Raw genomic sequence first — 25,672 nt, forward strand, 5'->3', positions numbered from 1 at the left:
ATTCAAAATTACCCTCAAAAAACTCGCAAAATCATGAGCCGAGGGGTCGCCGGGGCCCCAAACGAGGCACCCGGACGAGACAGTAAAAAGCCGCGGGGGATGCCCGCGGCTTTTCGCTTTTCTGTCGGTATGCTGGGCCGGGACGGCCCGCCCCATGGGGCCGCGCCAGCGCTCAGCCGCCGAAATCGTCGAGCATGATGTCTTCGCGGTCGACGCCCAGATCGAGGAGCATGTTGATCACCGACTGGTTCATGATCGGCGGACCGCACATGTAGTATTCGCAGTCTTCCGGCGCCGGGTGATCCTTGAGGTATTCCTCGTAAAGCACGTTGTGGATGAAGCCGGTGTAGCCCTTCCAGTCGTCCTCGGGCAGCGCATCCGACAGCGCGACATGCCATTCGAAGTTGGAAAATTCCTCGGCCAACTGGTCGAAATCCTCGACGAAGAACATCTCGCGCTTGGAGCGGGCCCCATACCAGAAGGTGATCTTGCGGTCGCGGTTCTCGAGGCGCTTGAGCTGGTCGAAGATATGGCTGCGCATCGGTGCCATGCCGGCACCGCCGCCGATGAAGACCATCTCTTTCTGGGTATCACGGGCAAAGAACTCGCCGAAGGGACCGGAGATGGTGACCTTGTCACCGGGTTTCAGGTTGAAGATGTAAGACGACATCTGGCCCGGCGGAATGCCCTCGGAGCCCGGCGGCGGCGAGGCCACCCGGACGTTGAGCATGATCAGCCCCTTTTCGTCGGGGTAATTGGCCATGGAATAGGCCCGTTCGATCGGCTCTTCGACGTGGGAGTCATACTGCCAGAGATCGAACTTGTCCCAATCCGGCCGATATTCTTCCTCGACGTCGAATTCCTTGTAGGACAGCTTGTGCGCCGGGGCTTCGATCTGGATGTAGCCGCCGGCGCGGAAGTTCACGTCCTCGCCCTCGGGCAGTTCCAGCACCAGGTTCTTGATGAAGGTGGCGACGTTTTCGTTGGAACGCACGGTGCATTCCCATTTCTTCACGCCGAAGACCTCTTCCGGAACCTCGATTTCCATGTCCTGCTTGACCGCTACCTGGCAGGACAGGCGGTCACCGCAGGATGCCTCGCGCTTGGTGATATGCGATTCCTCGGTCGGCAGGATCGAGCCGCCGCCGGAGTGGATGCGGACCCGGCATTGCGCACAGGTGCCGCCGCCGCCGCAGGCCGACGGGACAAAGAGTTTTTCCGCCGCCAGAGTCTGGAGCAGCTTGCCCCCGGCCGGCACCGAAATGGTCTTTTCGCCGTTGATGGTGATGTTGACGTCGCCCGAGCTGACGAGCTTTGACCGCGCCGCCATGATGATCATCACCAGCGCGGTGACGATCAGGGTAAAGAGAAGGACGCCAAGTCCGAAGGTTTCCATGGTCCGGGCCTCTCCTTACAGTTTGACGCCGCTGAAGGACATGAAGGCCATGGCCATCAGTCCGGCAGAGATGAATGTGATGCCGAGGCCCTGAAGTCCGTCGGGAATATCGGAATACTTGAGCTTTTCGCGCACCCCCGCCATGGCGGTGATGGCCAGCGCCCAGCCGAAGCCCGACGAGGCGCCATAGGTCAGCGCTTCGGGGAAATCGTAGCTGCGTTCGACCATGAAGAGCGAGCCGCCGAGGATGGCGCAGTTCACCGTGATCAGCGGCAGGAAGACCCCGAGCGCGTTGTAGAGCGGCGGGAAGTACTTATCGAGCACCATCTCGAGGATCTGCACGAGCGCCGCGATGACGCCGATATAGGAGATCAGCCCGAGGAAGGTCAGGTCGATGTCGGGGAAGCCGGCCCAGGCCAGCGCGCCGGGGGCGAGCAGATAGGTCAGGATCAGATTGTTGGCCGGCACGGTGATCGACTGCACCACCATGACCGAGATGCCGAGGCCGATGGCCGTCGAGATCTTTTTCGACACGGCGAGAAAGGTGCACATGCCGAGAAAGAATGCCAGGGCCAGGTTCTCGACAAAGATCGCCTTGACCGCGAGAGATACGAGACCTTCCATCAGTGTGCCTCCACCGCTTGAATGCGGTATTCCCGCTCTTCGACCTGCCCCGGTTTCCAGGTGCGGACCGCCCAGATCAGCAGACCGATCACGAAAAACGCCGAGGGCGGCAGCAGCAGAAGGCCGTTGGGCACATACCAGCCGCCATTGTTCACCGTCTCGAGGATGGTGACGCCGAACAGCGAGCCCGAGCCAAACAGTTCGCGGAAGAAGGACACCACCATCAGCAGCAGCCCGTAGCCCAGGCCGTTGCCGACACCGTCGATGAAGCTCGCCACCGGCGGGTTCTTCATCGCAAAGGCCTCGGCCCGGCCCATGACGATGCAGTTGGTGATGATCAGGCCGACAAAGACCGACAGCGTCTTGGAGATCTCGTAGGCATAGGCCTTGAGCACCTGATCGACGAGGATCACCAGCGAGGCGATGATCACCATCTGCACGATGATCCGAATCGAATTGGGGATCTGGTTGCGCAGCATCGAGATGAACAGCGACGAGAAGCCCGTCACCGCGATCACCGCCAGCGACATCACGAAGGCCACCTGCATCGAAGAGGTCACCGCCAGCGCCGAGCAGATGCCCAGCACCTGAAGGGTGATCGGGTTGTTGTCGACCAGCGGGTCGACGAGTTGCGAACGATAGGTCTGTGCCATCAGCCAACCTCTCCTGCTTTCAGCCGTTCAAGGAAGGTGCCGTAACCGGCCTCGCCCATCCAGAAACGCACCAGGTTGTCCACGCCCACCGAGGTCAGCGTCGCCCCGGCCAGTGCATCCACGAAATGTTCCGCGCCCTCGGGCGGCGGGGCCTTGGCGACGGTGATCGCCAGGTCGCCATCCTCGGCAAAGAGCTTCTTGCCGTTCCACAGCGCTTTCCAGCGCGGGTTGTCCACCTCGGCACCCAGGCCGGGGGTTTCGCCGTGCTGATAGAATTGCAGGCCATAGATGTCGTTGCCGTTCTCTTCCAGCGCGATGAAGCCGTAGAGCGTCGACCACAGACCATAGCCTTCGATCGGCAGGATCACCTTGTCGAGCGCCCCGGCCTCGTCACGCAGCAGATAGATCATCCGAAAGGCGTCCATCTGGCCGCCCAGACCGGCCGGGTCTTCGTCCAGCGCGCGCACGATCGCCGGGTCGTCGGCGGCGGCCAGGTCGTCGAAGGTCTCGATGTCGAACTGATCGGCATAGGTGCCGCTGTCGAGCTCGAGCACATGCGGCTCGAAGGCTGCGAAAGCCTCGTTCACCGGCACGGTCTCGTCATAGACGCCGGCGACCTGAAGGATGTTGACCCGCTTGTCGACCAGGCGGTTGGCTTCCTGCACCGGGCGCAGGGCCACGGCGGCGGCCGAAACCACCATCGAGGCGACCAGACAGAGCGCCACGGCGACAAAGACCGTCTTGCCCACGCTGTCGGGCGGCGCATCGAGAAAGCGGCGGATCGGGCCCTTGCGCCCGTTTTCGTCAGGCATGTTGTCCTCAGGCATGGCGCTTTGCCCTCCGTTTGATATTGGCCTGGATGACGAAATAATCGATCAGCGGCGCAAAGACGTTGCCGAACAGGATGGCAAGCATCATGCCTTCGGGGAAGGCCGGATTGATCACCCGGATCATCACCACCATGAAGCCGATGAGCGCGCCGTAGATGTAGCGACCCAGGTTAGTGTGGCTGGCCGAGACCGGCTCGGTCACCATGAAGACCAGGCCGAAGGCATAGCCGCCCACCACCAGATGCCAGTGCCAGGGCATGGCAAACAACGGGTTGGTGTCGGAACCGATCACGTTCAGCAGGGTCGAAAAGGCGATCATGCCCCCCAGACAGCCGACGATCAGCCGCCAGTTCGCGATCTTGGTGAACAGCAGAAAGCCCAGCCCGACCAAAATCATCAGCGTCGAGGTCTCGCCGAAAGAGCCCTGGATCGTACCGACAAAGGCATCCATCCAGGTAATGCCGTTCTCGGGCAGGACCTGATGGCCGTCGGCGGCCGAAATCGCCAGCGCGGTGGCGCCGGAAAAGCCGTCGACCGGGGTCCAGATGCTGTCACCGGACATATAGGCGGGATAGGCGAAATAGAGAAAGGCGCGGCCGACCAGCGCCGGGTTGAGGAAGTTCTTGCCGGTTCCGCCAAAGACCTCCTTGCCGATCACCACACCAAAGATGATGCCGAGCGCCACCTGCCAGAGCGGCGTCGAAGCCGGCAGGATCAGGGTGTAGAGCATCGAGGTGACAAGAAAGCCCTCATTGACCTCATGCTTGCGGACCACCGCAAAGATCACCTCGAAGATGCCGCCCGCGACCAGGGTGACGATATAGATCGGCAGGAAATACAGCAGCCCGTGGGCCATGTTGGCCAGCGGGTTGTTGAAGTTGAAGCCGATGCCCAGCGTCTCGATGATCGCCGCGCGCCAGCCCGAAGGGCCGAATTCGGCGATCGCCATGTTGGTCTGCAAGCCGGTGTTGTAGAGCCCGAAGAGCAACGTCGGGATCGTCGCCAGAACCACATAGGTCATGATCCGCTTCATGTCGATGTAGGAGCGGGCATGCGGGGCGACGGTGGTCACCGTGCGCGGGGTATAGATAAAGCTCTCGACCATCTCGTAGAGCGGGAAGTACTTTTCGTACTTGCCGCCCTTGACGAAGCTCGGCTCTATCCGGTCGAAGAATGCGCGAAGACCCATGGCCTACCCTTCCTTCTCGATCTTGGTGAGGCTGTCGCGAAGCGCGATGCCATATTCATACTTGGCGGGGCAGGCAAAGCCGCAGAGCGCGACGTCTTCCTCATCCAGTTCCAGAACGCCAAGCGCCTGGGCGCTGTCGGTGTCCATCACCAGCAGCGCGCGCAACAGTTGCGTCGGCAGGAAATCCTGCGGCATCAGCTGTTCAAAGGTGCCGATCGGCACCATGGCGCGGCGACCGCCGTTGAGGTTGGAGGTCAGGTTGTAGAGTTTCTTGCTCAGCGCCGATCCCAGCACCGGCTGAAAGGCGTATTTCGACGGCATCGGGCGAATCCAGCCCAGCGGGATCTGCTCGCGGTCTTCCTCGATCAGGGTGACCTGGCGGGCATAGCGGCCGAGATAGGCGGTCGGCCCGGCGCCGGCGCGTCCGCTGAGGATCGAACCGGAAATCACCCGAACCGGGGTGTCGGTCTGCAAATCCGCCTCGCAGAGCTCGAGCATCGAAGCGCCATCGATCGTGCGCACCAGACGCGGATTGCGGCACATCGGGCCGGTCAGCGCGACAATGCGGTCGGCGCTGATGCGGCCGTCGCGCAAAAGGCGGCCGATGGCGATCACGTCGTGATAGCCGATGGTCCAGACCATCTTGTCCTCGCGGGGCGGCTCGAGGAAATGCATGTGCGTCCCGGCCAGACCGGCGGGGTGCGGGCCCGAGAAGCCCGCCGGGGTCACGCCCGCCACATCGGCCCCGGGAATCTCGGCGCCGATCTCCTGGCAGAGATAGGTATTGCCCTCGGTCAGCAGCGCCACGGCGGCCAGGCCGCGGGCAAAGGCCTCGGCGTCGTCGTTGATGATGACGGCGGCATCGGGCGACAACGGCTCGCTGTCCATCGCGGTGACATAGATCGCCGCCGGTTTGCTGTCGGGATCGGGCACCTTGGAATAGGGACGGGTGCGGAACGCCGGCCAGAGCCCGGCCGCGCAGAGACGTTCTGTCACACCTTCGGGGGTGCTGACATCGCCCACCTGCGAGAAATCCACCGGTTCGGCAGCCGCGTGATCGACCTCGATCTCGACGCTGACCAGGACCCGTCGCGCACCGCGGTTGATTGCCTTGATTCGGCCCGAAACTGGTGCCGTGACCAGCACTCGAGGCGTATCCTTATGCGCCAGAATCGGCGCGCCAGCGGCGATAACATCGCCTTCCTGAACCGCGAGTCGAGGCTTCAGGCCGATGTAATCCTGGCCAAGAATTGCTGCGGTTCGGACGGGGGCGGCGTCATGGATCGTCATGTCCGGTGCGCCCAACACCGGCACGTCCAGACCTTTTTTCAACGGAAATTGCTGCACGTCTTTCGTCCTGTCTTCTGTCCCGCCGCCTTATGCGACACTGCGGCTGGGTTTTAAAGCCGGTTTAGGCGCGTTTTCGCGATTCCCAGTTGAACCCAGTCTCGATCTGTCACAGAAGCTCATCAAACGATCACCGGACCAGATTGCAGCCAGCGGAGCCGTCCCATGTCAGACCCTCTTCTTCTTACCCGCCGTAGCGTCTTTGCGATGCCGCTGTTTCTCATGGCGTGCAAGAAAGGCTGGTCGGTGCTGGAGCTGACCGGGCTGACCATGGGCACCGGCTATTCCATCATCGCCGTCGATCACAGCCGCAATGTCGACCAGGCCGAACTTCAGACCGCCGTCGATGCCGCTCTGGACCGGGTCAACGTGCAGATGTCGAACTGGGACGCCGGCTCCGAGATCTCGCGCTTCAATGCAGCGGCACAGGGCGAAAGCCTGAATGTCTCGCCAGAGCTGGCGCAGGTGATGCAGGCGGCACAGGACGTCCATGCCGCCAGCGAAGGCGGCTTCGACGTGACCGTCGGCGCGCTGATCGATCTCTGGGGCTTCGGCGCCGGCCAGTCCCGTCGCGACATGCCCGCCGAATCCGAGATTGCCGAAGCCATGGCCTGCTGCGGCCAGGCGCGTTCGGTCGACCTGCAAGGTAGCCAGCTCACCAAGCTCACCCCGGGCGCCGAGGTCTACCTTTCGTCGATCGGCAAGGGCTTTGGCGTCGACCAGGTGGCCAAGGCAATGGCCGGATTCGGCATCACCGATTACATGGTCGAGATCGGCGGCGATCTCTATGCTTCCGGCCGCAACCCCGACGGCCAGCCCTGGCAGATCGGCATCGAGACGCCGCAGGCCTATGACCGCGGCATCAGCCAGGTTGTCGGCCTCTCCGGCATGGGCATGGCGACCTCGGGCGATTACCGCAATTATTTCGACGTCGATGGCCAGCGCTTCTCGCATATCATCGACGCCACCTCCGGCCGGCCGGTGACCCATGACACCGCCTCGGTCACCGTGCTGACCGACACCGCCATGCTGGCCGACGCCTGGGCCACCGCCCTGCTGGTGCTGGGCCGCGAACGCGGGCTGGAGATCGCCGAACGCGAAGGCATCGCCGCGCTGTTCATCGATCGCGGCGCCGACGGCTTTGTCACCACCGCCTCCAAGCGCTTTGCGACGGCCACCGCCTAAGAGGACGCCATGTCGACCTTTCTGCTCGCATTCGGACTGCTCTTGCTGGTCATGTTGGGGATGGCGCTTGGCGTCATCCTGAACGGCCGCACGATCAAGGGCAGCTGCGGCGGGTTGAATGCGATTTCCGACGCGGATCAATGCCTGGTCTGCAAGAAGGACATCGACCCCGACAGCCCCCTGCGCGAACGGCTGCAATGCCCGCGCGCACGCAAGATGCTCGATCAGATGCAGGCCGAGGAACGGCCGGCGGGCTGACCCCCGGATCAGCCACGCATCGGCACGAATCCCAGCACCAGAAGCGCCACCGCGGCGATCACCCCGTAAAGCCAGAGCCGGCTGCGGGGCCCTTCCGCCTTCCAGATATTCCGGTAGCGCATGCCGGCGAGGCAGGCGACGACAAAGAGCGCCGTCGCGGTGACGGGGGTGAGCGTGACATCAGGCAAGCGAGGCTCCTCTCTGCGTGTGTTGGAACCCATTTACACAGGCACGAATTCCTATAGCGTATAGTGTGAAACAGGGAGAATACACCATGGTGGCGTCGTACCAGCCCAAGACCCGCGACTCGGCAACGCACGAAAAGACGTCGAGCCAGTCGATCCAGACCAACATGTCGGCCGCGCAGGCCACCGTGGCGCATGTGCTGGAAAGCAAGAGCGACGACATGTTCTGGATCGCGCCCGAGGATACCGTCGGCCATGCCGTCGAAGTGCTGCGCGACAAGAAGATCGGCGCGCTGATGGTCAAAAATCCCCAAGGCGAGCTGGTGGGCATCCTGTCCGAGCGGGACGTGGTGCGCCGGCTGGCCGACACGCCCGGCCATACCCTGCCGCAGAAGGTCGCCGACCTGATGTCAACCGAGGTCAAGACCACCACGCCCAACGAATCCCTGGTTACGGTGCTGCGCCGGATGACCGATGGCCGCTTCCGCCACATGCCGGTGATGCAGGAGGGCCAGCTTGTCGGCCTGATCTCGATCGGCGACGTGGTGAACTATCGCCTGACGGCGCTGGAATACGAAGCCTTGCAGCTCAAGCAGCTGATCGTCGGCTAGGTGACGCCGACGGCCCGCGTCAGAGGTATTCCGCGATACGCTTTTCGATGGCCGCGACCACTGCCGCGGCCTTCGTCTTGTCCGCCGCTGCGGAATGCGGCGCCGCGAACCGCCCGCTGTCATTGTCGAAATAGAGGCCCGAAGCCTCCGCAAAATCCGCCGAGAGCGCGGCCCGGCTCAGAATGTCCGCGCCGATGCCGATATCATTGCCGGCGACGCCAAAACCCTGTTTGACCATCTTGGTCGCCAGCAGCGAGCCGGGGTTGACCGCAACCGTGACCGGCCCGTCCGGCCCCAGTTCCCGGGCCAGTGCCGCGCTCCACATGGTCAGCGCCAGCTTGCTCTGGGCATAGGCCTCCATCGCCTCGAGCGGACGCTCGCCGGCCATGGCCGCCAGGTCCACCGGCGCCTGGGCGGCCGAGGACAGATGCACCAGCCGCCCCTCCGCCGGGATCGCCGGCAGCAGCAGCCGGCTCAGCAGCGCGGGTGCGAAGGTGTTGACGACAAAGCGGAGATCCTCGCCGCGGGCGGTGGTGGCCGGGTCTGCCTTGAGAACGCCGGCATTGTTGATCAGCACGTCGATCCCGCCCTGCTCGGCCAGCAGCCCCTCGGCCATTTTTGCCACATCGTCGAGGTCCGAGAGATCGCCTCGCACCGTTCCGATCACCCCGACACCCGGCAGGGCACGCAACTCTTCGGCGGTGATGGCAAGTTTCTTGACGTTGCGCCCATGCAGCAGAAGGGCATGGCCTTGTTTCGCCAGATGGGTGGCAGTGGCATGTCCGAGGCCGTCTGTGGCGCCGGTGATCAGGATGGTCTTGGTCATGACAGGTCTCGCAATTCGGGGTCGCAAAGGTGCTTTGGTGACAAAGCGGTCGGCGTGGTCAAAGGCGCGGGGGCGCCAGGCCGGTGCAGATAGTGCGCAACCGGCCCGGTGCCACGGCAATTTCGGATCAGAACCCCGAAAGCACCTGCTTGCCGATCACCTTGCCGCTTTCCTGGCGGGCATGGGCGGCGCGCAGCGTCTCGACGCTCAGGGCCCCGGCGCGTTCGGTGACGGTCGAACGCAGCGTGCCGGTGTCGATCATCTGCGACACGCGGTTCAGCAGGTCGCGCTGCGCGGCAATGTCCTCGGTCGCGAACATCGGGCGGGAAAACATGAATTCCCAGTGAATGCTGAGCGCCTTGGGCTTGGCGGGCTTGATATCAAGCGCGGCGGGATCGTCGATCAGCGCGATCTGCCCACGCGGCGCGATCAGCTCGAGGATGGCGGGCCAGTGCTGATCGGTGGCGGTGAGCGCCGCGACATAGGCCGGCGCCTGACCGAGCGCCGCGACCTGTTCGACCAGGTTGCCACGGTGATCGACCACGTGATCGGCGCCCATGTCGCGCACCCAATCCCGGGTTTCCTCGCGCGACGCGGTGGCGATCACCGTCAGGCCGGTGAGCGTCTTGGAAAGCTGGATCAAGATCGAGCCGACGCCGCCGGCCCCGCCGATCACCAGAAGGCTCTGGCCCACGCCACCGCCTTCCGTCAGACGGAAGGAATCGAACAGCATTTCCCAGGCGGTGATCGTGGTCAGCGGAAGGCCGGCGGCCTCGGTGAAATCGAGCCGCGTGGGTTTGCGCCCGACAAGCCGCGCATCGACCGCCTGAAGCTCGGCGTTGCTGCCGGCGCGGGTGACGTCACCCGCATAAAACACCTCGTCGCCGATGATGAAATCGCTGACCTCGGCGCCGGCCTCGACAACCACCCCCGCCGCGTCAAAGCCCAGCACCCGCGGCCCACCCTCGGGCTGCGCATTCTGGCGCAGTTTGACGTCGACCGGGTTGACCGACACGCCGCGCACATCGACGAGGAGATCCTGCGGCCCGATCTCGGGCCGGGGTGCGTCAAATGCCCGGAGCGCATCGGGCGCATCCACCGGTCCTGCCGTCTCGTAGCCAATCGCTTTCATCTCTTGCTCCAATCCAAGCGCTGTGTTGCGACCAGAGGTAACCTTGGCGCATATCCGAATAAATCGGAGATTTCGGATTTCATTATTCCGATTCGCAGGATAATCGCAGGTGTGTTCAGCGTGCCCGGGTCGAGGACGCCGCATCGGAGGGCTGGGGCGCCGGCCCGGTGGTTTCGCGAATCACCAGTTCGGCAAAAACCTCCGAGAGGCTCACCGGCATTTCCGGCTCGCGGATGCGGTTGAGCAGCACCTGCGCCAGCTTGCGCCCCAGCTTTTGCGGCGAAACCGCCATGGTGGTAAGCGGCGGCGTCGCCACGCTGGCATCCTCGATGTCGTCGAAGCCGATGACCGAGACGTCCTTGCCGGGCTGCAACCCGGCCTTGACCAGCCCGAGACAGGCGCCAAGCGCCACCATGTCGCCGTTGCAGACCACCGCCGTCACCTTCGGATGTGTCCGGTAAAGCTCCAGCATCGCCTCCATCCCGGCGCGCTTGGTGTCGACCGATGGCCAGACGATCGCCGGTCCGAGATCCTGCGCCGCCAGGGCCCGCTCATAGCCGGCGATGCGGCGGCGGCGCACCGCGGTCATCCCGGTCCCGCCGAGATAGGCGATATGCCGGTGGCCGAGATCGACGAGGTGACGAGTCGCAGCATCGGTGGCAACCGCATTGCGCACGCCGACATGGTCGAAATCATCGCCGGCCGGCCGCAGGAACGTCACCGTCGGAATGCCCTGCGCCCTGAGCAGCGCGACGGTCTCTTCCGGGGTGTCGAGCGCCGGCACCCACATCAGCCCGCCGCGCCCGTTGCGGATGAACGCCTCGAGCTGGCGGCTCTGTCGGGCGGCATCGTCGCGGGTGTCGAGGATCGACACCAGGTAGCCTTCGCCATCGAGCAGATCGACCGCGCCAGACACGACCTCGGCGTTGAACGGGTTGGCGAACTGGTTGATGACAAACCCGATTTCCCGGTTCTCGCCAGACCGCATCGCCGCCGCCCGGCTGTCGGGCACATAGTGCAGCTTGCGCGCCGCCTCGAGCACCTTTTCGCGGGTCTGTTCGGAAATGCGGCCGGTGCCGCGCATGACCTGGCTGACCGTGGGAATCGAGACCCCGGCTTCCTGCGCGACACTCCTCAGGGTGGGTTTTCCGGCCATGCTCCTCACATCGAAGATATAACGATTAGCCGAAATATAGAAAGCAGCCGCGCGAAAAGATCAAGCATATTCAACAGAACCGCCGATTTAGGCGAAAGCGGCGCGAAAAAAGGATTTGACAGGTGATATATCGTTACATCATGGTACTGCCATCGCCAAGGCGAGTCGTGCGCCGCATGATCCCGCCAACAGCGCGACGGCAGGCTGTCACAGGGTCAGGAGGCCCGGGCAGGCTGTGACCGGGCGGGGCAGGCCGAGAGGCTTTGCGTCCGTGTTTCAATTCGGGAGGAACTTATGTCACTTCACTTCAAACTCGCCGGCGCCGTGTCCGGTATCGCGCTGGCCCTGTCGGCGGGCGTGGCCCAGGCCGAAATCCTGTTCTGGTCGACCCAGGCCAAGCCGGTCGAAGAAGCGCAGGCCATGCGCGAACAGGTGCTTGCCGGCTTCGAAGATGCCGTCGATTATCAACCCAACGACGCCGGCCCCTGGCTGACCCGGCTGAGCGCGGAAATCCAGTCCGGCACCGGCACCATCGGTCTGCTGGGCGCGCTGCACGGCGATTTCTCGGCGATGGATCCCGGCACGCTGGTCGATCTGGGTGACACCGGCACGATGTCCGCTTCCGACACGTTCAACAGCCTGGCCAAGCTTGGCACCGACAGCATGCAGTACATGCCCTGGATGCAGGCCAGCTATATCATGGCGGCCAACCGCGAGGCGCTGCAATACCTGCCCGAAGGCGCCGACATCGATGCGCTGACCTACGACCAGCTGATCGCCTGGGCGGCCAATGTGCACGCGGCCGAGGGCGAACCCAAGTTCGGCTTTCCGGCCGGCCCCAAGGGTCTGAAACACCGCTTCTTTCAGGGGTATCTCTATCCCTCCTACACCGATGGCGTGGTTCGTACCTTCGCCTCGGACAAGGCGGTGACCGCCTGGGAAAAGTTCAAGGAGCTCTGGGCCCACACCAACCCCGGCTCGACCAATTTCTCCTTCATGCAAGAGCAGCTTTTGTCGGGTGACGCCTGGATCGTGTTCGACCACACCTCGCGCCTGGCCAATGCCTTCAACGAGCGGCCCGACGATTTTGTCGCTTTCCCGGCGCCGGCCGGCCCCGAGGGCCGTGGCTTCATGCCGGTCCTGGCCGGCATCGCCATCCCGGAAACCGCGCCTGACAAAGACACGGCCAAGGCGCTGATCGACTATCTGATGCAGCCGGAGACCCAGATCGCCACGCTCAAGGCGACCAATTTCTTCCCGGTGGTCGATGTCGACCTGCCCGATGATCTGCCGCCTTCGGTCAAGGCCGCCGGTGACGCCGTGGCCAAGATGTCGGGCTCGGCCGATGCCAACCCGGGGCTTCTGCCCGCCGGGCTCGGCGACAAGGGCGGCGATTTCAACCGGGTCTTTGTCGACAGCTTCGAACGAATCGTGCTGGCCGGTCAGCCGATCGAAGCGGTGCTGCAAGATCAGAAAGGCCGGCTCGAGGCCATCATGAACGAAACCGGCGCGCCCTGCTGGGCCCCGGACGCCCCCTCGGACGGCGCCTGCCCGGTGGAATGATCCGCCGGGGTCAAAGCGCCCCTCCCCGTCCGGGCCTTCGGGCCCGGACATCCCCCTTGCCCCCAGATCCCACCCAGAGCGCGCGCGACGCGCCGGAACAAGGAGCGATTCCATGAACGCTCGACTATTGCCTTATATGCTGATCCTGCCGGTGACGCTGTTTCTGTGCCTGTTCTTCCTCTACCCCTTCGTGCTGGTCGCGAAACAGGCCTTCACCACCGGCGCCGGCTTTACCCTCGACAACTTTCGCGAGGTGGTCAGCTACTGGAAATTCCCGATCTCGCTGAAAAACACGCTGCTGCTGGCCGCCGCCGTGGTGCCGATCCAGCTGGCGCTGTCGCTGCTGATGGCCACCATGGTGACCCGGATGGAAAAGGGCCGCGACCTCGTGCTCTATGTCTGGACCATTCCGCTGGGCATCTCGGATCTGGCGGCGGGGCTGATCTGGCTGGCGATCTTCGAGCAGTCGGGCTTTCTCAATTCGATGATGCACGGCATGGGTATCGTCGACAAACCGGCCAACCTGCTGACCTTCCAGAACCCCGGGCTGGTCTTCGTGGCCATCGCCCTGGCCGAGATCTGGCGCGCGACGGCGATCATGCTGGTGATCCTAGTCGCCGGCATCGGCCTGATCCCCAAGGAATATTACGAGGCGGCCGAAGTCTTTGGCGCCAGCCCCTGGAAACGTTTCGTCCGCATCACCCTGCCGATGCTGCGGCCCAGCTTGCAGACCGCGCTGGTGCTGCGAGTAATCATGGCCTTCGAGGTCTTTGCCGTGGTGGCCGCGCTTGGCGGCACGCTCTTCCCGGTGCTGATGGGCGAGACCTATGCCTATCAATTCGACCTTCTCAACAGCGGCGCCGCGGCGGCCATGGCGCTGGTCATCCTCGCCATCTCGATCGCCGCGACGCTTGTCATCCTGCGCGCCCTGCGCGTCCCGAAAGGAGCAACGATATGACCGATGCAACCGTTGCCGAAGCCCCCGCCGCGCCCTCAACCCGCAGCGCCGGCCGCTTCCTCTACATCTCCGGCGTGGTCCTTCTCTGCGCCTGGGTGCTGGTGCCGATCTACTTCCTGCTGGTGAACACCCTGTCCTCGCCGGATACCGTCAACAGCTTTCCCAAGCCGCTCTTCCCCGAGTTCGACTTCGGCTCGCTGGCCTTTTTCGCGCAGTTCGCAGGGATGCTGACGTCGCTCAAGAACTCGGTGCTAACGGCGGGGATGACGATGATCATGTCGATCCTGATCGGCGCGCCGGCGGGCTATGCCCTGTCGCGCTTCGATTTCCGCGGCAAGGAGCTGTTCCGCCTGCTGATCCTGCTCACCCGCGCCTTTCCGCTGCCGCTGCTGGCGCTGCCGCTGGCGGTGATGTTCATCCAGACCGGGCTTGACGACACCACCTTCGGCCTCGCGCTGGTGCACACCACGCTGGCCATCCCCTTTGCGGTGCTGATCACCTTCTCACTGTTCTCGGGCATCCCGCTCGAACTGGAAGAGGCCGCCTGGACGCTGGGCTGCACAAGGCTCACCGCCTTTACCAAGGTGGTTCTGCCGCTGATCCTGCCTGGCATCACGGCGTCGGCGATCTTTGCCTTCGTGATCTCCTGGAACGAGGTCTTCGCGGCCGCCGTGCTGACCATCGAGAACCGGACGCTGACCGCCTTTCTGCTGCAAAACCTCGACACCTCGCCGCTGCACCTGAAGTTCGCCGGCGGCTTCATCCTCGTCGTGCCCGCGCTGATCTTTATCTTCGCGGTGCGCAAATACCTCTTCGCCATGTGGGGCATCGCCAACCGCTGAGGCGGTTCATGAAAGGAACCAGAGAAATGGCTGAAATTCAGATCAAGAACGTCGCCAAGAAATTCGGTGCCTATCAGGCGCTGCACGACATCAACCTGACCATTGCCGACCAGGAATTCATGGTCCTGCTCGGCGCCTCGGGCTGCGGCAAGACCACGCTGCTCAGGATCATCTGCGGGCTGGAAACCGCGACCGAGGGCGAAGTCTGGATCGGCGGGCGCCGGGTCGACCACCTCGCTCCCAAGGATCGCGGCATCGCCATGGTGTTTCAGAACTACGCCGTCTTTCCGCATCTGACGGTGTTCGAGAACATCGGCTTTGGCCTGCGGATGCAGAAGCTGCCCGATGACGAGGTCAGGCGCCGGGTCGAACGGGTGGCCTCGCTGATGCATATCGAGATGCTGCTCAAACGCTATTCCGGCGAGCTTTCCGGCGGCCAGCGCCAGCGGGTTGCCGTGGCCCGGGCGCTGGCAATGGAGCCCGATGTGATCCTGATGGACGAACCGCTTTCGAACCTCGACGCGCTCTTGCGGATGGAGATGCGGGCCGAACTGAAAGGCGTGCTGGCAGAGAGCAAGACCACCGCTGTCTATGTGACCCATGATCAGGTCGAAGCCATGTCGATGGCCGACCGCATCAGCGTCATGCACCAGGGCGAGATCGTGCAGGCCGCCTCGCCGATCGAGGTCTATCGCAACCCGGCGGCCGAATTCGTCGCCAGTTTCATCGGCAACCCGCCGATGAACTTCCTGCGCGCCGAGGCGGCGGGCGACGGCAAATGGAGTGTGGCTGGCAACGTGATCGACGGGCCGCGCTATGGCAAGTCGCCGCTGCAATTCGCCATCCGCCCGGAAGACATGCAGCCGGCCGGCGACGGGCTTGAGGCAAAGGTGAAGATCGTCGAACCGCTGGGCGCGCATCTCCTGGTGACCTGCGAGGTCAACGCCACGTTGTTCCGCGCGGTGCTCGACAGCGACATGGAGGTCAAGCGCGGCGATATGCTGACGCTGGCCCCGCAAACGGACCGGGTGCGCTGGTTCGATCCCGAAACAACCCTGGCCGTGGCGTGAGGCAGACCAATGAACCATGACGAAATGATCCGGCACGCCCGGCAAGTCCTGAGCGACAATGACCGTGGCGCCTATACGGTGCCGACCCACGGGCTCTATCCGTTCCAGTGGAATTGGGATTCGGCACTCAGCGCGCTGGGCTTTGCCCATTACGACGAGCCGCGCGCCTGGACCGAGATCGAAACCCTGCTCGATCATCAATGGGATGACGGGATGGTGCCGCATATCATCTTTCACGCACCCGACGACGGCTATTTTCCCGGCCCCGAGGTCTGGGGCACCGGCCGCGCCGTGCCGACCACCGGCATTACCCAGCCGCCGGTTGCGGGCTTTGCCGTGCGCCGCATCCATGACCGGGCCCGCGACAGCGCGCTGGCCGGCAGACAGGCGCGCGCGCTGCTGCCCAAGATCCACGTCTGGCACCAATGGTTCTACCGCTGCCGCGACCCAGAGGGCACCGGGCTGGTCGCGCTGCTGCATCCCTGGGAATCCGGCCGCGACAATTCCGTCGACTGGGATGATGCCTTTGACCGGGTGCCGATCGACGGCGTCGGCGAATTCACCCGGCGCGACACCGCCCACGCCAACCCGGCGCACCGGCCGACCGACGGCCAGTACAAGCGCTACATCTGGCTGGTGCAGAAGTTCAAAAGCCTCGGCTGGGACAACACCAAGCTGCACGATGCCTCACCCTTCAAGGTGGTCGATCCGGGCTTCAACGCCATCCTGATCCGCGCCTGCGAGGATGTGGCCGATCTCGCCGCGCGTCTGGGGATGGAGGAGATCGCCAAAGAATCCCGTGCCATGGCCGACAAGGGCGTCGCGGCGATGGAAAGCCTGTGGAGCGACGAACTGGGCCAGTACCTGTGTTACGACCGGGCCGAAGGCAAGCTGATCCCCAGCGCCTCGATCGGCGGCGTCCTGGCGGCCTTTGCCCCGATCCCGAAACACCGCATCACGGCACTGGTGCGGCGGATCGAAGAGTTGGGCGAGGTCTGCAACTACCTGATCCCCAGCCATGACCCCCGCGCGCCCGAATTCGACGGGCTGCGGTACTGGCGCGGTCCGGTCTGGCTGATCGTCAATTTCATGGTCGCCGACGGGCTGCAACGCGCCGGAGAACGCGAAATCATCGACCGGATCATGGGTGATTGCCTGCGACTGATTGAAACCAGCGGATTTGCGGAATATCACGACCCCGTTACAGCCGAACCTTGCGGCGGCGCGCATTTCACCTGGACCGCTGCAATGATCATCGAGATTCTTCACACCTTCGAGGTTGCCGCATGAAACGATCCCGCATCAACGACATCATGGCACAGGCGGACGATATGATCCGCAGCCATGGCTTTGCCCTGCCCCCCTTTGCCTATTGGACACCCGACGAATTCAAATCCCGCAAGGACGACGCCCGCGCGGTGATCGAGGCACGCTGTGGCTGGGACATCACCGATTACGGTGATGGCCGGTTCGACGAGATGGGGCTGTTTCTCTTTACCCTGCGCAATGGCCGGCTGGCCGATCTGCAACGGGGCGGCGGCATGTGTTACGCGGAAAAGCTGCTGATTTCGCGGCAGGATCAGCTTTCGCCGATGCACACCCATGTGATCAAGGCCGAGGACATCATCAATCGCGGCGGCGCCACCATGGTGATCGAGCTCTACGGCTCTGACGATCAGGGCAATTTCTCCGAGGACAAGGGCGGCACCGTCTGGTGTGACGGCATCCGCCGCGACTTTGCCCCCGGCGAAAAGTTGAAATTCGCCCCGGGCGAGAGCGTCACCCTGATGCCCGGCGACTGGCATGCCTTCTGGGGTGAGGGCGGCGATGTGCTGATTGGCGAGGTGTCGACGGTGAACGACGACGAGACCGACAATATCTTCCGCGAGCCGATCGGCCGCTTCGCCGAAATCGAGGAAGACACCGATCCCACGCATCTGCTGGTCAGCGACTACAGGTCCTGGCTGGCCTGAGACCTGCGCCGGGCCACCGCCGCGCGGTGGTGGCCCGCGATCGCCCCTTCAGCCCTTGACGTCATAGACCAGGCGAAACCCCTGGTGCGACGTGGTGCTGTCGGGGGTGGAGCCGGTGCGGGCGGCGATCCGGTAACGGTAGCAATAGCTGGCGTGGCAAAGGAATGACCCGCCCTTGGCCAGCTTGTAGCCGACCTTGTCGGCATGGGCCCGCTGCACCGATTTCTTCAGTGATTTCACCTTGAAGGGCTGGGCGGTGTACTGCCAGATATTGCCCACCATATGATAAAGCCCATAGGCATTGGGTGCAAAAGAGCGCGCCGGCGCGGCGCCCCGGTGCCCGTCGAGCCCGAGATCGTGCCGGGGGAACTGACCCTGCCAGATATTGCAGGGAAAGTGATCGCTGTCGTTCGGCTCTGCGTCGCCCCAGGGAAAGCGCACATCACCTTGCCCGCCGCGCGCCGCATGTTCGTATTCCGCCTCGGTCGGCAGCCGCCCCTCGGCCCAGCGGGCAAAGACCTGGGCGTCGTTCCAGCTCACATGCACCACCGGATATTCGTCGAGACAGGCCCCGCCCGAGCCCGGCCCCAGCGGCTCGGCCCAGGAGGCACCATCGACCACCCGCCACCAGGGCACTGCCGCAACCGCCTGGGTCGGCGGGAAATCCGGCGGCAGCAGATTGGCGAAGACAAAGGAATTGCCCAGCCGCTCGGCGTCGGTGACATAGCCTGTCGCCGCGATGAAACGGCGGAACCGGGCGTTGGTGACGGTGGTCGCGTCCATCGCGAAGGGCTTGATCCGGGTCTGGCGAAGCGGCGCTTCGCCATCGATCGGCAATTCCGGCCGGTCGGTCCCGATCAGCCCGCGGCCGCCGGGGATCTGCACCCGTTCGGGCGGATCGCTCTCGCGCGCCATGGGGTCTTGGGCTTGCGGTCTGGCGCTGTCGCCGCTTCGGGCGGGGGCGCAGCAGCTCTTGGCAATGGTATCGGACATCACCGGCCCCCCGGACGGCAGGGCGCGGGGATCGGTGGCACGGAACGAAACACTGGCATGGTCAAGAAACCCTCCTGCGCGCCTTTCTGCCGCAAACTTGCGCCAAGTTCCATGGCGATTGCCGGGCACAGGCAGCATAAGGCGGGTGATCCGGCCCGGAAAGGGCCACCGATCAGCGGCCCGCGCCGGTCAGACCACGCCGCCATCGACGACAATACATTGCCCGGTGATCATCCGCGCGGCGTCCGAGGCCAGCCACAGGACGCAATCGGCGATGTCCGACGGTTGGATCAGCTCGGGGAGACATTGCAGCGCGTGTGTCTCGGCCACCCAATCGGCGCTCACCTGTCCCGCCACCCGCTCGGTCACCACGCGGCCCGGGGCGATGGCATTGGCGCGGATGCCCTGGCCGCCGAGATCGCGCGCCAGGCCGCGGGTCAGTCCGAAAATCCCGGCCTTGGCGGTGTGATAGGCGGTCAGATTGCCGGCCAGCTTCATCCAGGCGGTGGACGAAAGGTTGACGATGGCCCCGCCGCCCGCCGCCGCCATACCCGGCGCAACTTGCGCCGCCAGAAGGGCGTGATGGTCGAGGTTGGCAGCCAGCATCCAGCGCCAATCCGCTTCGGTCTGCTCGGCAAAGGCGATCCGCCGGTCGACACCGGCATTGTTGACCAGCACCCGGATCGCGCCGTGCCGCGCCTCTGCCTCGGCGCAGAGCGCATTCAGCGCCGCGCTGTCGGTCAGATCGCAGGTGGCGGGGGTGATCGCCTCGGCCGCAGCCGCCGTCTCGGCCAGCCCCTCGGCGTTGAGATCGACAGCCGTCACCCGCGCGCCCTGGGCGGCAAAGGCCAGCGCCGTCGCCCGGCCGATGCCCGCCGCCGCACCGGTGACCATCACATGGCGGCCGGCAAATTCCGCATGGGTGGCGCTCATGCCCGGGCCTCCGTGGCCGGCTTGCCCGGCACATCCACATCGATGGCAAACAGCGCGCCGGACAGGGGCGCCTCGTCCAGCACGCTGGCCGGCAGGCGGATCGAGGCACTGGTGATGAACAGCCGTTTCATGTCGTCGCCGCCGAAACAGCAGCTTGTCGGGCGCGGCACCGGCATGTCGATCTCGCGTTTGAGCCTGCCGTCGGGGCCGTAGCAGGCCACCCGCCAGCCATCCCAGATGGCGATCCAGAGATTGCCCTCGCTGTCGGTGCAGAGCCCGTCGGGCTTGCCCTCGGCCGGATCGAAGGTGAGAAAGCTGCGCCGGTTCGACAGGGTGCCGCCGGCGGCCTCGTAATCATAGGCAAAGACGATGCCGAGCGCGGTATCGGTAAAATAGAAGGTGCGGCCGTCCGGGCTCCAGTCGAGACCGTTCGACACCTGAAAGCCGCCGTCGACCGCCCGCGCCTCGCCCGGCCGGTCGAAACGGTAGAGCGATCCCGAGGGCATCGAGGCGTCGAGGCTCATCGAGCCGCTCCAGACCCGGCCCTGCGGATCGGTCTTGGCATCGTTAAAGCGGTTCGAGGGCAGATGCGCCTCGGGGTTGTGGATCGTCTCGAGCGCCTGGGTCACCGGATCATAGCGTTCGAGACCGTTCTGGGTGAGCGCCAGCATGCCGCCGTCCTCGGCCGGCAGAACTGCCGACACGATGTAAGGCGCCTGCGACATGCGGTTTTCGCCGCGTCTGGGATCGTAGACGTGAAAGGCGGGCGCGGCGACATCGACCCAGTGCAACACCCCTTCGCGGGCGTCCCAGACCGGGCCTTCGCCGACGATGGCCCCGGTTGCGGCGAGGCATTCGAGCCCTTCCTCGACATGGGCGGTGCGGCGCGGATTGGCGGTGATGCTCACAGGAGCGCTCCCGATATTGCCCATGACCCGGCGCGCGGCTTCCATCAGGTCGCGTCCGATCACGTGGCGGCGTTCATAACTCAACCGGCTGGCCAGCGCGGTGACGACGATGGCGCCATGGCCCATGCCGGGCGGGCCGTTGACCGGCACGGCGATCACCACCACGCCTTCAAGGGTGCGCGAATTGGCGATCGAATAGCCGCGCGCGCGGGCGATGGCGAAATCGGCCAGCAGGGCGGATTGCTCCTCTGCCGGCAGCGCGCCGATGATGCCGTTGACCCGGTGCGGCGGCTGCGCCGAGAGGATGGCATGGCCCGAGGCGCTTTCCAGCGCCGGCAGCTCGCGGCCGATCTCGACACCGATGGCCAGCGGGTTGGAGGGCCGGCGCACGTCGACATAGATCGTGCGCTCGCCTTCCAGCACCGCCAGGCTCACCGTCTCGTTCAGCTCTTTCGACAGCCGCAGCACCTCGGTCTCGGCCGCGGTGCGCAGATCGAAAGACGCCATCGACTTGCCCGCCAGCTCGATCAGCCGATGCCCCAGCGCATAGGTCTTGAGCCGGGGATCATGGCGGATGTAGCCAAAGGCGGTGAGCGCCCCGATCAACCGGTAGAGCGTGGCCTTGGGCAGGCCGGTCTGGGCCAGAAGCTCGGCCGAGGTGGCCGGCCGGCCGATCTGATCGAGGATCTCGATGATCTGGATTCCCTTGACCAGCGTGCCGGCGCCGGGAAACCGCTCTGCAATGCCGTCGAACCTGTTCAAGCGCTCATCCTGCCGCCGCCTCATGGGTGTCGGGATCGAATACATGAAGTTTCTCCACCGGGAAAGCGAGCGCGAGGGTCTCGGCCTCGCTGTAGCGCCGATCGTCGATCACCCGGATCAGCATGGTCTGGGCATCGCGCTCTTCATCGGCGCCGACCTGCGCGCGGTCCAGCTCGAGCACGTTTTCGCCCGGCGTGTGGAAATGCAGGATCTTTTCGGTGCCGAGGTTCTCGACCAGCGACAGCGCCACGCCGGGGCCGTCTTCGCCCACCCGGATATGCTCGGGACGGATGCCGAAGATCATGTCGCGCCCCGACATGCCGGCGCATTTTGCCGGCAATGGGATGTCGTGACCGCCGAACCGGGTCACCGGGCCCTGCGCGCCGCTTTCGACCTTGCCGTGAAAGAAGTTCATGCCGGGCGAGCCGATGAAGCCTGCGACAAAGACATTGACCGGGGCGTGAAACAGCTGTTCGGCGCTGCCCACCTGCTGGATCTCGCCGCCCTTCATCACCACGATCTTGTCGGCCATGGTCAGCGCCTCGGTCTGGTCGTGGGTGACATAGATCGTCGTCACCCCCAGCCGTCTTTGCAGCTTGACGATCTCGGAGCGGGTCTGCACCCGCAGCTTGGCATCGAGGTTCGACAGCGGCTCGTCCATCAGAAAGGCCGCCGGTTCGCGCACGATGGCCCGGCCCAGCGCCACCCGCTGGCGCTGTCCGCCAGAGAGCGCGCGGGGCTTGCGATCGAGATAGGGGGTCAGCTCCAGCACCCGCGCGGCCTCTTCGACCTTGGCGTTGATGTCGTTCGCCGGCAGGCCGTGCATCTTGAGGCCGAAGCCGATGTTCTTGCGCACCGACATATGCGGATAAAGCGCGTAGTTCTGGAACACCATGGCGATGTCGCGCTTGCCGGGGCCAAGCTCGGTCACGTCGCGACCGCCGATGCTGATGGTGCCGCCCGACGTGGCCTCGAGCCCGGCCAACATCTTGAGCGCGGTGGATTTGCCGCAGCCCGAGGGGCCGACGAAGACGCAGAATTCGCCGTCTTCGATATCGAGGTTGAAATCGCGGATCGCCTCGACGGCGCCATAGCTCTTGGTGATCTGGTCGAATTGTACGGTTGCCATTGGTTTTGCTCCGTTACTTCTCGGATCCGGCGGCCAGGCCACCGACGAGGAAACGTTCAAGGAAAAGATAGACGATGATGATCGGGATCGAGGCCATGATCGACCCCGCCATGATGACATTCCATTCGGTCACGAACTCGCCCTTGAGCGAGGCGATGCCCATTTGCAGCGTCCAGCTTTCATCATTGGTGGTCAGGAAAGTGCGGCCAAAGAGGAAATCCGACCAGCTGACGACAAAGGCATAAAGCGCCGTCGCCGCCAGCCCCGGGGCCGCCACCGGCAACACGATGCGAAAGATCGTGCCCAGCGGCGAACAGCCATCGACCAGCGCCGCCTGCTCGAGTTCGGGCGGCATGGTGTCGAAATAGCCTTTCAGCATCCAGGTACAGAACGGCACGATCAGCGTCGCCTGGGCGATCACCACCGACCACAGCGACCCCACCAGCCCGGTCGAGCGGAAGATCGCAAAGAGCGGGATGATCAGCAGCGTCGCCGGCAGCATCTTTGAGGTCAGGATGAACAGGCCCAGGCCCTGCCCGCCGCGCAGCCGGAAGCGCGAAAGCGCATAGGCCGCCAGGATCGAGACCGCCAGCGAGATGGTCATCGTGGCAAAGGCGATCAGGATGGTGTTCGAGAACCACAGCATGAAGGGGTGTTTTGCCAGCAGGTCGGCAAAGACGTTCCATTGCGGATCGGCGGGCCAGAACTGCGGCGGATAGGCCCGCAGGTTCGACGCGGGTTGCAGCGCCGTCACCACCATCCAGTAGATCGGAAAGAGCAGCAGCCCGCAGGTCACGAGGACCGTGAGATAGAGGGCAATGGTGTTCAGCGGATGTCTCTGTTGCATCGTATCCCCCTCAGTGCACCGATTTCGCCATGCGCCCGACAAGCGCCCGGCTGATGATTGCGCAGAGCACCATGGTCAGCACGCCGACGGCGGCCCCCTGCCCCATGCGGAAGAATTCAAAGCTCTGTTCGAAGGTCAGGATCGACAGGGTCGTCGTCGCGCCCAGCGGACCGCCCTGGGTCAGCACGTGGATGATGGCAAAGTCGCGGAACACCCAGAGCGTGGTCATCACCATGGTGACACCGAACACCGGCAGCATGTTCGGCAAGGTGATGTACCAGAACCGTTGCCAGACTCCGGCGCCATCGACCTTGGCCGCCTGGTATTGCTCTTCCGGGATCGATTGCAGGCCGGCCAGAAGCATGATCGACATCAACGGATAGCCTTTCCAGATCATCACGAAACAGACGGCGGCAAAGGCGGCGGTCGAGTTCGAGCCGAAGGCGATCGGCTCGCTCACCAGGCCCGAGGTCAGCAAGACCCAGTTCACCAGGCCGAAAGAGCTGTCCAGCATCCAGGCCCAGATCACCGTGGCCACCACCTCGGGCACCGCCCAGGGCAGCGCCACAAAGAGGCGCGCCGCCGCCCGGCCGCGGAACTTCTGGTTCACCAGCATCGCCGTAGCAAAGCCGATGATGACCGAGAGACCGCCCACCACGGCCACAAGCTTGAACGTGACCCAGAGCGCGTGCCAGGTTTCGCCCGAGCCGAACAGCCATTGATAATTCTCCAGCGTCCAGGGTTCGCCGCTGTCGCCGATGCGCGCGATGCGCACATCCTGCATGCTGATGCTGACGGACAGCAGGATCGGATAGACGATGATCACGGCCATCAACAGCACGGCAGGCGCCAGCAGTAGATAGCCGAACTTGGCGCGGTGGCGCGGGGCGCTGAAATCGATGGTCGGGATCATCCAGCCTCCAGTTCTGCCGCGATGATGTGTGGTTGTGTCGGTCATGAATGTCTTGCCCTTGTGCGGCCGGGCCCCGGGCGGGGCGCCGGCCAGTTGGCTGAAAGGTCAGTCCTTGATGCGCGAGACCTGCTCTTGCAGGCGCTTGGCGGCCTCGGCCGGGTCAAGATCCTGCAAGATCATCTGCTGGGCAACCTTGTAGAACACCTTGACGACCTCGTTGTTCTCGAGCTCCAGGCCCTTGGGCAAACGGTCGACATTGGCTGCCGCCGCATCCGCGGCCGCCTTGGCCAGCACCTCGAACGACGGGTTTTCGGCCATCAGCTCGGAGTAATCGAGGCCCGGGCGCGGTGCCGGCGTCTTGGCCCATTCGGCAAATCGCTGCTGGTATTTCTCGGATGCGGTCAGGGCGATGAAATCCCACACCAGCTCCTTTTTCTCGTCCGAGATATCCGACGGCATGCCCAGCACGTTCGAAGTGCCCCCCAACGGCGGCGAGAACGGCGACTGCGTGATCTTCAGGTGCTGCTGCACCTCGGGCGCGGCGCTGCGGAAGGTGTTGTTGATCCAGCCGCCATCGACCGTCATCGCCAGCCGCCCTTCCAGCAGCAATTGCCGGACATCGGCCGAAGACAGCTCTTTCGGCGTCAGGTTTTCGGTAAAGAGCTGCTTGTAGCGCGCCAGCCCCTCGACCACCTCGGGCCGGTCGAAGGCGGGCTCGCCGTCCAGGGTCCAGGCGCCGCCGGTGTCGAGCACGAAGTTCTGCGCCTCCTGCATGACGCTGGCCGGATCGTCGAACGGCAGCGCGATGCCGTATTGATCGAGGATGCCGTCGCCATCGGTGTCCTGGCGCAGTTCGCGTGCGGCATGCAGATAACTGTCCCAGTTGGTCGGCACCGGAATGCCGGCATCGGCAAAGATCTTTTCGTTATAGGCCAGCACGAAACCGGTGTAGAGCAGCATGATGCAGACCGTTTCGCCCTCCCATTCGCAGGTCGTCTGCCCGGCCCAATTACTCAGGTCGATGCGTTCCTCGGCAATGCGCGCGTCCAGCGGCTCCATCCAGCCCTCGTTGGCGAAAGGCTGAAATTCGAAGGCGGCAAGATGCACGATGTCGGGCGGGTTGCCACCGGCGAACATGGTGAACATCGTGTCGGCATATTCCGCCCGCGACACGCGGCTCATGTTGATGGTGGTGCCGGGATGGGTCTCTTCGAACTCGGCAATGATCTCATTCCACCAGTCGCCGTATCCCGGCTCGTCCTTCATCCAGCTGACAAAGGTCAGCGTTTCGGCGCTGGCGGGCAGCGCGGTCAGCATGGTGCTGGCGGCCAGCAGCGCGCCGATGGCGGTTTTTCTCAGGGTTGTCATAACGGGTCTCCTCCTCGTTGG

26 protein-coding genes are annotated in these 25,672 nt (G+C 64.4%); 9 read left to right on the forward strand and 17 right to left on the reverse strand.

Features of this window, described 5'->3' with window-relative positions:
* Positions 1-172: 172 nt before the first annotated feature.
* The 6 genes from nqrF to PVW49_RS22095 are packed head-to-tail and all read right to left on the reverse strand — an operon-like array spanning position 173 to position 6,039.
* Positions 173-1,396: an NADH:ubiquinone reductase (Na(+)-transporting) subunit F gene (gene nqrF / locus PVW49_RS22070; protein WP_074839686.1), complete on the reverse strand. Its 1,224-nt coding sequence runs from the start codon at positions 1,394-1,396 to the stop codon at positions 173-175.
* 15 nt (positions 1,397-1,411) lie between these two features.
* Positions 1,412-2,020: an NADH:ubiquinone reductase (Na(+)-transporting) subunit E gene (gene nqrE / locus PVW49_RS22075; protein ID WP_048534283.1), complete on the reverse strand. Its 609-nt coding sequence runs from the start codon at positions 2,018-2,020 to the stop codon at positions 1,412-1,414.
* Complete coding sequence (locus tag PVW49_RS22080; RefSeq protein ID WP_048534282.1) at positions 2,020-2,673, reverse strand: NADH:ubiquinone reductase (Na(+)-transporting) subunit D; 654 nt, start codon at positions 2,671-2,673, stop codon at positions 2,020-2,022. The genes nqrE and PVW49_RS22080 overlap by 1 nt, the downstream gene beginning before the upstream one ends.
* Positions 2,673-3,485 carry a Na(+)-translocating NADH-quinone reductase subunit C gene (locus PVW49_RS22085; RefSeq protein WP_048534534.1) on the reverse strand — a complete coding sequence of 271 codons (813 nt, stop codon included), beginning with the start codon at positions 3,483-3,485 and terminating at the stop codon, positions 2,673-2,675. The genes PVW49_RS22080 and PVW49_RS22085 overlap by 1 nt, the downstream gene beginning before the upstream one ends.
* 7 nt (positions 3,486-3,492) lie before the next feature.
* Positions 3,493-4,692, reverse strand: coding sequence for an NADH:ubiquinone reductase (Na(+)-transporting) subunit B (locus PVW49_RS22090; protein WP_074839691.1), 1,200 nt, complete (start codon positions 4,690-4,692; stop codon positions 3,493-3,495).
* Positions 4,693-4,695: 3 nt separating this feature from the next.
* On the reverse strand, positions 4,696-6,039 hold the full coding sequence (locus tag PVW49_RS22095; RefSeq protein ID WP_074839693.1) for a Na(+)-translocating NADH-quinone reductase subunit A: 1,344 nt from the start codon (positions 6,037-6,039) through the stop codon (positions 4,696-4,698).
* Between the two features lie 165 nt (positions 6,040-6,204).
* On the opposite strand from PVW49_RS22095, the gene PVW49_RS22100 reads away from it, so the two are divergent.
* Together PVW49_RS22100 and nqrM are read left to right on the forward strand one after the other, a co-directional pair.
* Positions 6,205-7,224, forward strand: coding sequence for an FAD:protein FMN transferase (locus PVW49_RS22100; protein ID WP_274591597.1), 1,020 nt, complete (start codon positions 6,205-6,207; stop codon positions 7,222-7,224).
* A 9-nt stretch (positions 7,225-7,233) separates the two neighbouring features.
* Positions 7,234-7,482, forward strand: a complete 249-nt coding sequence (nqrM, locus tag PVW49_RS22105; RefSeq protein WP_074839698.1) for a (Na+)-NQR maturation NqrM — start codon at positions 7,234-7,236, stop codon at positions 7,480-7,482.
* Positions 7,483-7,490: 8 nt separating this feature from the next.
* Here the strand turns inward: nqrM and PVW49_RS22110 are convergent, their stop codons facing one another.
* A complete protein-coding gene (locus tag PVW49_RS22110) occupies positions 7,491-7,670 on the reverse strand; it encodes a hypothetical protein (RefSeq protein ID WP_074839701.1) in 180 nt (59 codons plus the stop codon).
* 86 nt (positions 7,671-7,756) lie between these two features.
* Between PVW49_RS22110 and PVW49_RS22115 the strand changes: the two genes are divergently transcribed.
* Complete coding sequence (locus tag PVW49_RS22115) at positions 7,757-8,278, forward strand: CBS domain-containing protein (protein WP_274565913.1); 522 nt, start codon at positions 7,757-7,759, stop codon at positions 8,276-8,278.
* Positions 8,279-8,297: 19 nt separating this feature from the next.
* Here PVW49_RS22115 and PVW49_RS22120 read toward each other — a convergent pair whose 3' ends face one another.
* From PVW49_RS22120 to PVW49_RS22130, 3 genes are all read right to left on the reverse strand, one after another.
* Complete coding sequence (locus PVW49_RS22120) at positions 8,298-9,104, reverse strand: SDR family NAD(P)-dependent oxidoreductase (protein ID WP_274591598.1); 807 nt, start codon at positions 9,102-9,104, stop codon at positions 8,298-8,300.
* 127 nt (positions 9,105-9,231) lie between these two features.
* Positions 9,232-10,236, reverse strand: coding sequence for a zinc-binding alcohol dehydrogenase family protein (locus tag PVW49_RS22125; protein WP_274591599.1), 1,005 nt, complete (start codon positions 10,234-10,236; stop codon positions 9,232-9,234).
* A gap of 115 nt (positions 10,237-10,351) precedes the next feature.
* Positions 10,352-11,392, reverse strand: coding sequence for a LacI family DNA-binding transcriptional regulator (locus PVW49_RS22130; RefSeq protein WP_274591600.1), 1,041 nt, complete (start codon positions 11,390-11,392; stop codon positions 10,352-10,354).
* 294 nt (positions 11,393-11,686) lie between these two features.
* Here PVW49_RS22130 and PVW49_RS22135 point away from each other — a divergent pair, with 294 nt between their 5' ends.
* From PVW49_RS22135 to PVW49_RS22160, 6 genes are all read left to right on the forward strand, one after another.
* Entirely contained in the window at positions 11,687-12,955 is a 1,269-nt protein-coding gene (locus PVW49_RS22135; RefSeq protein ID WP_274591601.1) for an ABC transporter substrate-binding protein, read from the forward strand.
* A 112-nt stretch (positions 12,956-13,067) separates the two neighbouring features.
* Entirely contained in the window at positions 13,068-13,913 is an 846-nt protein-coding gene (locus PVW49_RS22140; protein WP_048534266.1) for a carbohydrate ABC transporter permease, read from the forward strand.
* On the forward strand, positions 13,910-14,755 hold the full coding sequence (locus PVW49_RS22145) for a carbohydrate ABC transporter permease (protein WP_274591602.1): 846 nt from the start codon (positions 13,910-13,912) through the stop codon (positions 14,753-14,755). The genes PVW49_RS22140 and PVW49_RS22145 overlap by 4 nt, the downstream gene beginning before the upstream one ends.
* A gap of 26 nt (positions 14,756-14,781) precedes the next feature.
* On the forward strand, positions 14,782-15,825 hold the full coding sequence (locus PVW49_RS22150) for an ABC transporter ATP-binding protein (protein WP_274565910.1): 1,044 nt from the start codon (positions 14,782-14,784) through the stop codon (positions 15,823-15,825).
* Between the two features lie 9 nt (positions 15,826-15,834).
* Complete coding sequence (locus PVW49_RS22155; RefSeq protein WP_274591603.1) at positions 15,835-17,115, forward strand: amylo-alpha-1,6-glucosidase; 1,281 nt, start codon at positions 15,835-15,837, stop codon at positions 17,113-17,115.
* Positions 17,112-17,798: a D-lyxose/D-mannose family sugar isomerase gene (locus PVW49_RS22160; RefSeq protein WP_074839717.1), complete on the forward strand. Its 687-nt coding sequence runs from the start codon at positions 17,112-17,114 to the stop codon at positions 17,796-17,798. The genes PVW49_RS22155 and PVW49_RS22160 overlap by 4 nt, the downstream gene beginning before the upstream one ends.
* Before the next feature lie 48 nt (positions 17,799-17,846).
* Here PVW49_RS22160 and PVW49_RS22165 read toward each other — a convergent pair whose 3' ends face one another.
* The 7 genes from PVW49_RS22165 to PVW49_RS22195 form a co-directional block, all read right to left on the reverse strand.
* A complete protein-coding gene (locus PVW49_RS22165) occupies positions 17,847-18,791 on the reverse strand; it encodes a formylglycine-generating enzyme family protein (protein WP_074839720.1) in 945 nt (314 codons plus the stop codon).
* 189 nt (positions 18,792-18,980) lie between these two features.
* A complete protein-coding gene (locus tag PVW49_RS22170) occupies positions 18,981-19,724 on the reverse strand; it encodes an SDR family NAD(P)-dependent oxidoreductase (RefSeq protein WP_274591604.1) in 744 nt (247 codons plus the stop codon).
* Positions 19,721-21,394 carry an SMP-30/gluconolactonase/LRE family protein gene (locus tag PVW49_RS22175; protein WP_274591605.1) on the reverse strand — a complete coding sequence of 558 codons (1,674 nt, stop codon included), beginning with the start codon at positions 21,392-21,394 and terminating at the stop codon, positions 19,721-19,723. The genes PVW49_RS22170 and PVW49_RS22175 overlap by 4 nt, the downstream gene beginning before the upstream one ends.
* A gap of 4 nt (positions 21,395-21,398) precedes the next feature.
* Positions 21,399-22,523: an ABC transporter ATP-binding protein gene (locus PVW49_RS22180; protein WP_274591606.1), complete on the reverse strand. Its 1,125-nt coding sequence runs from the start codon at positions 22,521-22,523 to the stop codon at positions 21,399-21,401.
* Between the two features lie 13 nt (positions 22,524-22,536).
* The gene (locus tag PVW49_RS22185; protein WP_048534253.1) at positions 22,537-23,370 is read right to left on the reverse strand and encodes a carbohydrate ABC transporter permease; all 834 of its coding nucleotides are present in this window, start codon (positions 23,368-23,370) and stop codon (positions 22,537-22,539) included.
* Between the two features lie 10 nt (positions 23,371-23,380).
* Complete coding sequence (locus PVW49_RS22190; RefSeq protein ID WP_274591607.1) at positions 23,381-24,328, reverse strand: carbohydrate ABC transporter permease; 948 nt, start codon at positions 24,326-24,328, stop codon at positions 23,381-23,383.
* A 60-nt stretch (positions 24,329-24,388) separates the two neighbouring features.
* Positions 24,389-25,651, reverse strand: coding sequence for an ABC transporter substrate-binding protein (locus PVW49_RS22195; protein WP_274565905.1), 1,263 nt, complete (start codon positions 25,649-25,651; stop codon positions 24,389-24,391).
* Between the last annotated feature and the right edge of the window lie 21 nt (positions 25,652-25,672).

Origin of the sequence: Marinovum sp. PR37 (genome assembly GCF_028807375.1) — a bacterium.
In the GTDB taxonomy this organism is placed as follows: Bacteria; Pseudomonadota; Alphaproteobacteria; order Rhodobacterales; family Rhodobacteraceae; genus Marinovum; species Marinovum algicola.

Coding starts and splice junctions, on each gene's coding strand:
- nqrF (WP_074839686.1), bottom strand. CDS start 1,396: ATGGAAACCTTCGGACTTGGCGTCCTTCTCTTTACCCTGATCGTCACC.
- nqrE (WP_048534283.1), bottom strand. CDS start 2,020: ATGGAAGGTCTCGTATCTCTCGCGGTCAAGGCGATCTTTGTCGAGAAC.
- PVW49_RS22080 (WP_048534282.1), bottom strand. CDS start 2,673: ATGGCACAGACCTATCGTTCGCAACTCGTCGACCCGCTGGTCGACAAC.
- PVW49_RS22085 (WP_048534534.1), bottom strand. CDS start 3,485: ATGCCTGACGAAAACGGGCGCAAGGGCCCGATCCGCCGCTTTCTCGAT.
- PVW49_RS22090 (WP_074839691.1), bottom strand. CDS start 4,692: ATGGGTCTTCGCGCATTCTTCGACCGGATAGAGCCGAGCTTCGTCAAG.
- PVW49_RS22100 (WP_274591597.1), top strand. CDS start 6,205: ATGTCAGACCCTCTTCTTCTTACCCGCCGTAGCGTCTTTGCGATGCCG.
- nqrM (WP_074839698.1), top strand. CDS start 7,234: ATGTCGACCTTTCTGCTCGCATTCGGACTGCTCTTGCTGGTCATGTTG.
- PVW49_RS22115 (WP_274565913.1), top strand. CDS start 7,757: ATGGTGGCGTCGTACCAGCCCAAGACCCGCGACTCGGCAACGCACGAA.
- PVW49_RS22120 (WP_274591598.1), bottom strand. CDS start 9,104: ATGACCAAGACCATCCTGATCACCGGCGCCACAGACGGCCTCGGACAT.
- PVW49_RS22125 (WP_274591599.1), bottom strand. CDS start 10,236: ATGAAAGCGATTGGCTACGAGACGGCAGGACCGGTGGATGCGCCCGAT.
- PVW49_RS22130 (WP_274591600.1), bottom strand. CDS start 11,392: ATGGCCGGAAAACCCACCCTGAGGAGTGTCGCGCAGGAAGCCGGGGTC.
- PVW49_RS22135 (WP_274591601.1), top strand. CDS start 11,687: ATGTCACTTCACTTCAAACTCGCCGGCGCCGTGTCCGGTATCGCGCTG.
- PVW49_RS22140 (WP_048534266.1), top strand. CDS start 13,068: ATGAACGCTCGACTATTGCCTTATATGCTGATCCTGCCGGTGACGCTG.
- PVW49_RS22145 (WP_274591602.1), top strand. CDS start 13,910: ATGACCGATGCAACCGTTGCCGAAGCCCCCGCCGCGCCCTCAACCCGC.
- PVW49_RS22150 (WP_274565910.1), top strand. CDS start 14,782: ATGGCTGAAATTCAGATCAAGAACGTCGCCAAGAAATTCGGTGCCTAT.
- PVW49_RS22155 (WP_274591603.1), top strand. CDS start 15,835: ATGAACCATGACGAAATGATCCGGCACGCCCGGCAAGTCCTGAGCGAC.
- PVW49_RS22160 (WP_074839717.1), top strand. CDS start 17,112: ATGAAACGATCCCGCATCAACGACATCATGGCACAGGCGGACGATATG.
- PVW49_RS22165 (WP_074839720.1), bottom strand. CDS start 18,791: ATGTCCGATACCATTGCCAAGAGCTGCTGCGCCCCCGCCCGAAGCGGC.
- PVW49_RS22170 (WP_274591604.1), bottom strand. CDS start 19,724: ATGAGCGCCACCCATGCGGAATTTGCCGGCCGCCATGTGATGGTCACC.
- PVW49_RS22180 (WP_274591606.1), bottom strand. CDS start 22,523: ATGGCAACCGTACAATTCGACCAGATCACCAAGAGCTATGGCGCCGTC.
- PVW49_RS22185 (WP_048534253.1), bottom strand. CDS start 23,370: ATGCAACAGAGACATCCGCTGAACACCATTGCCCTCTATCTCACGGTC.
- PVW49_RS22190 (WP_274591607.1), bottom strand. CDS start 24,328: ATGACCGACACAACCACACATCATCGCGGCAGAACTGGAGGCTGGATG.
- PVW49_RS22195 (WP_274565905.1), bottom strand. CDS start 25,651: ATGACAACCCTGAGAAAAACCGCCATCGGCGCGCTGCTGGCCGCCAGC.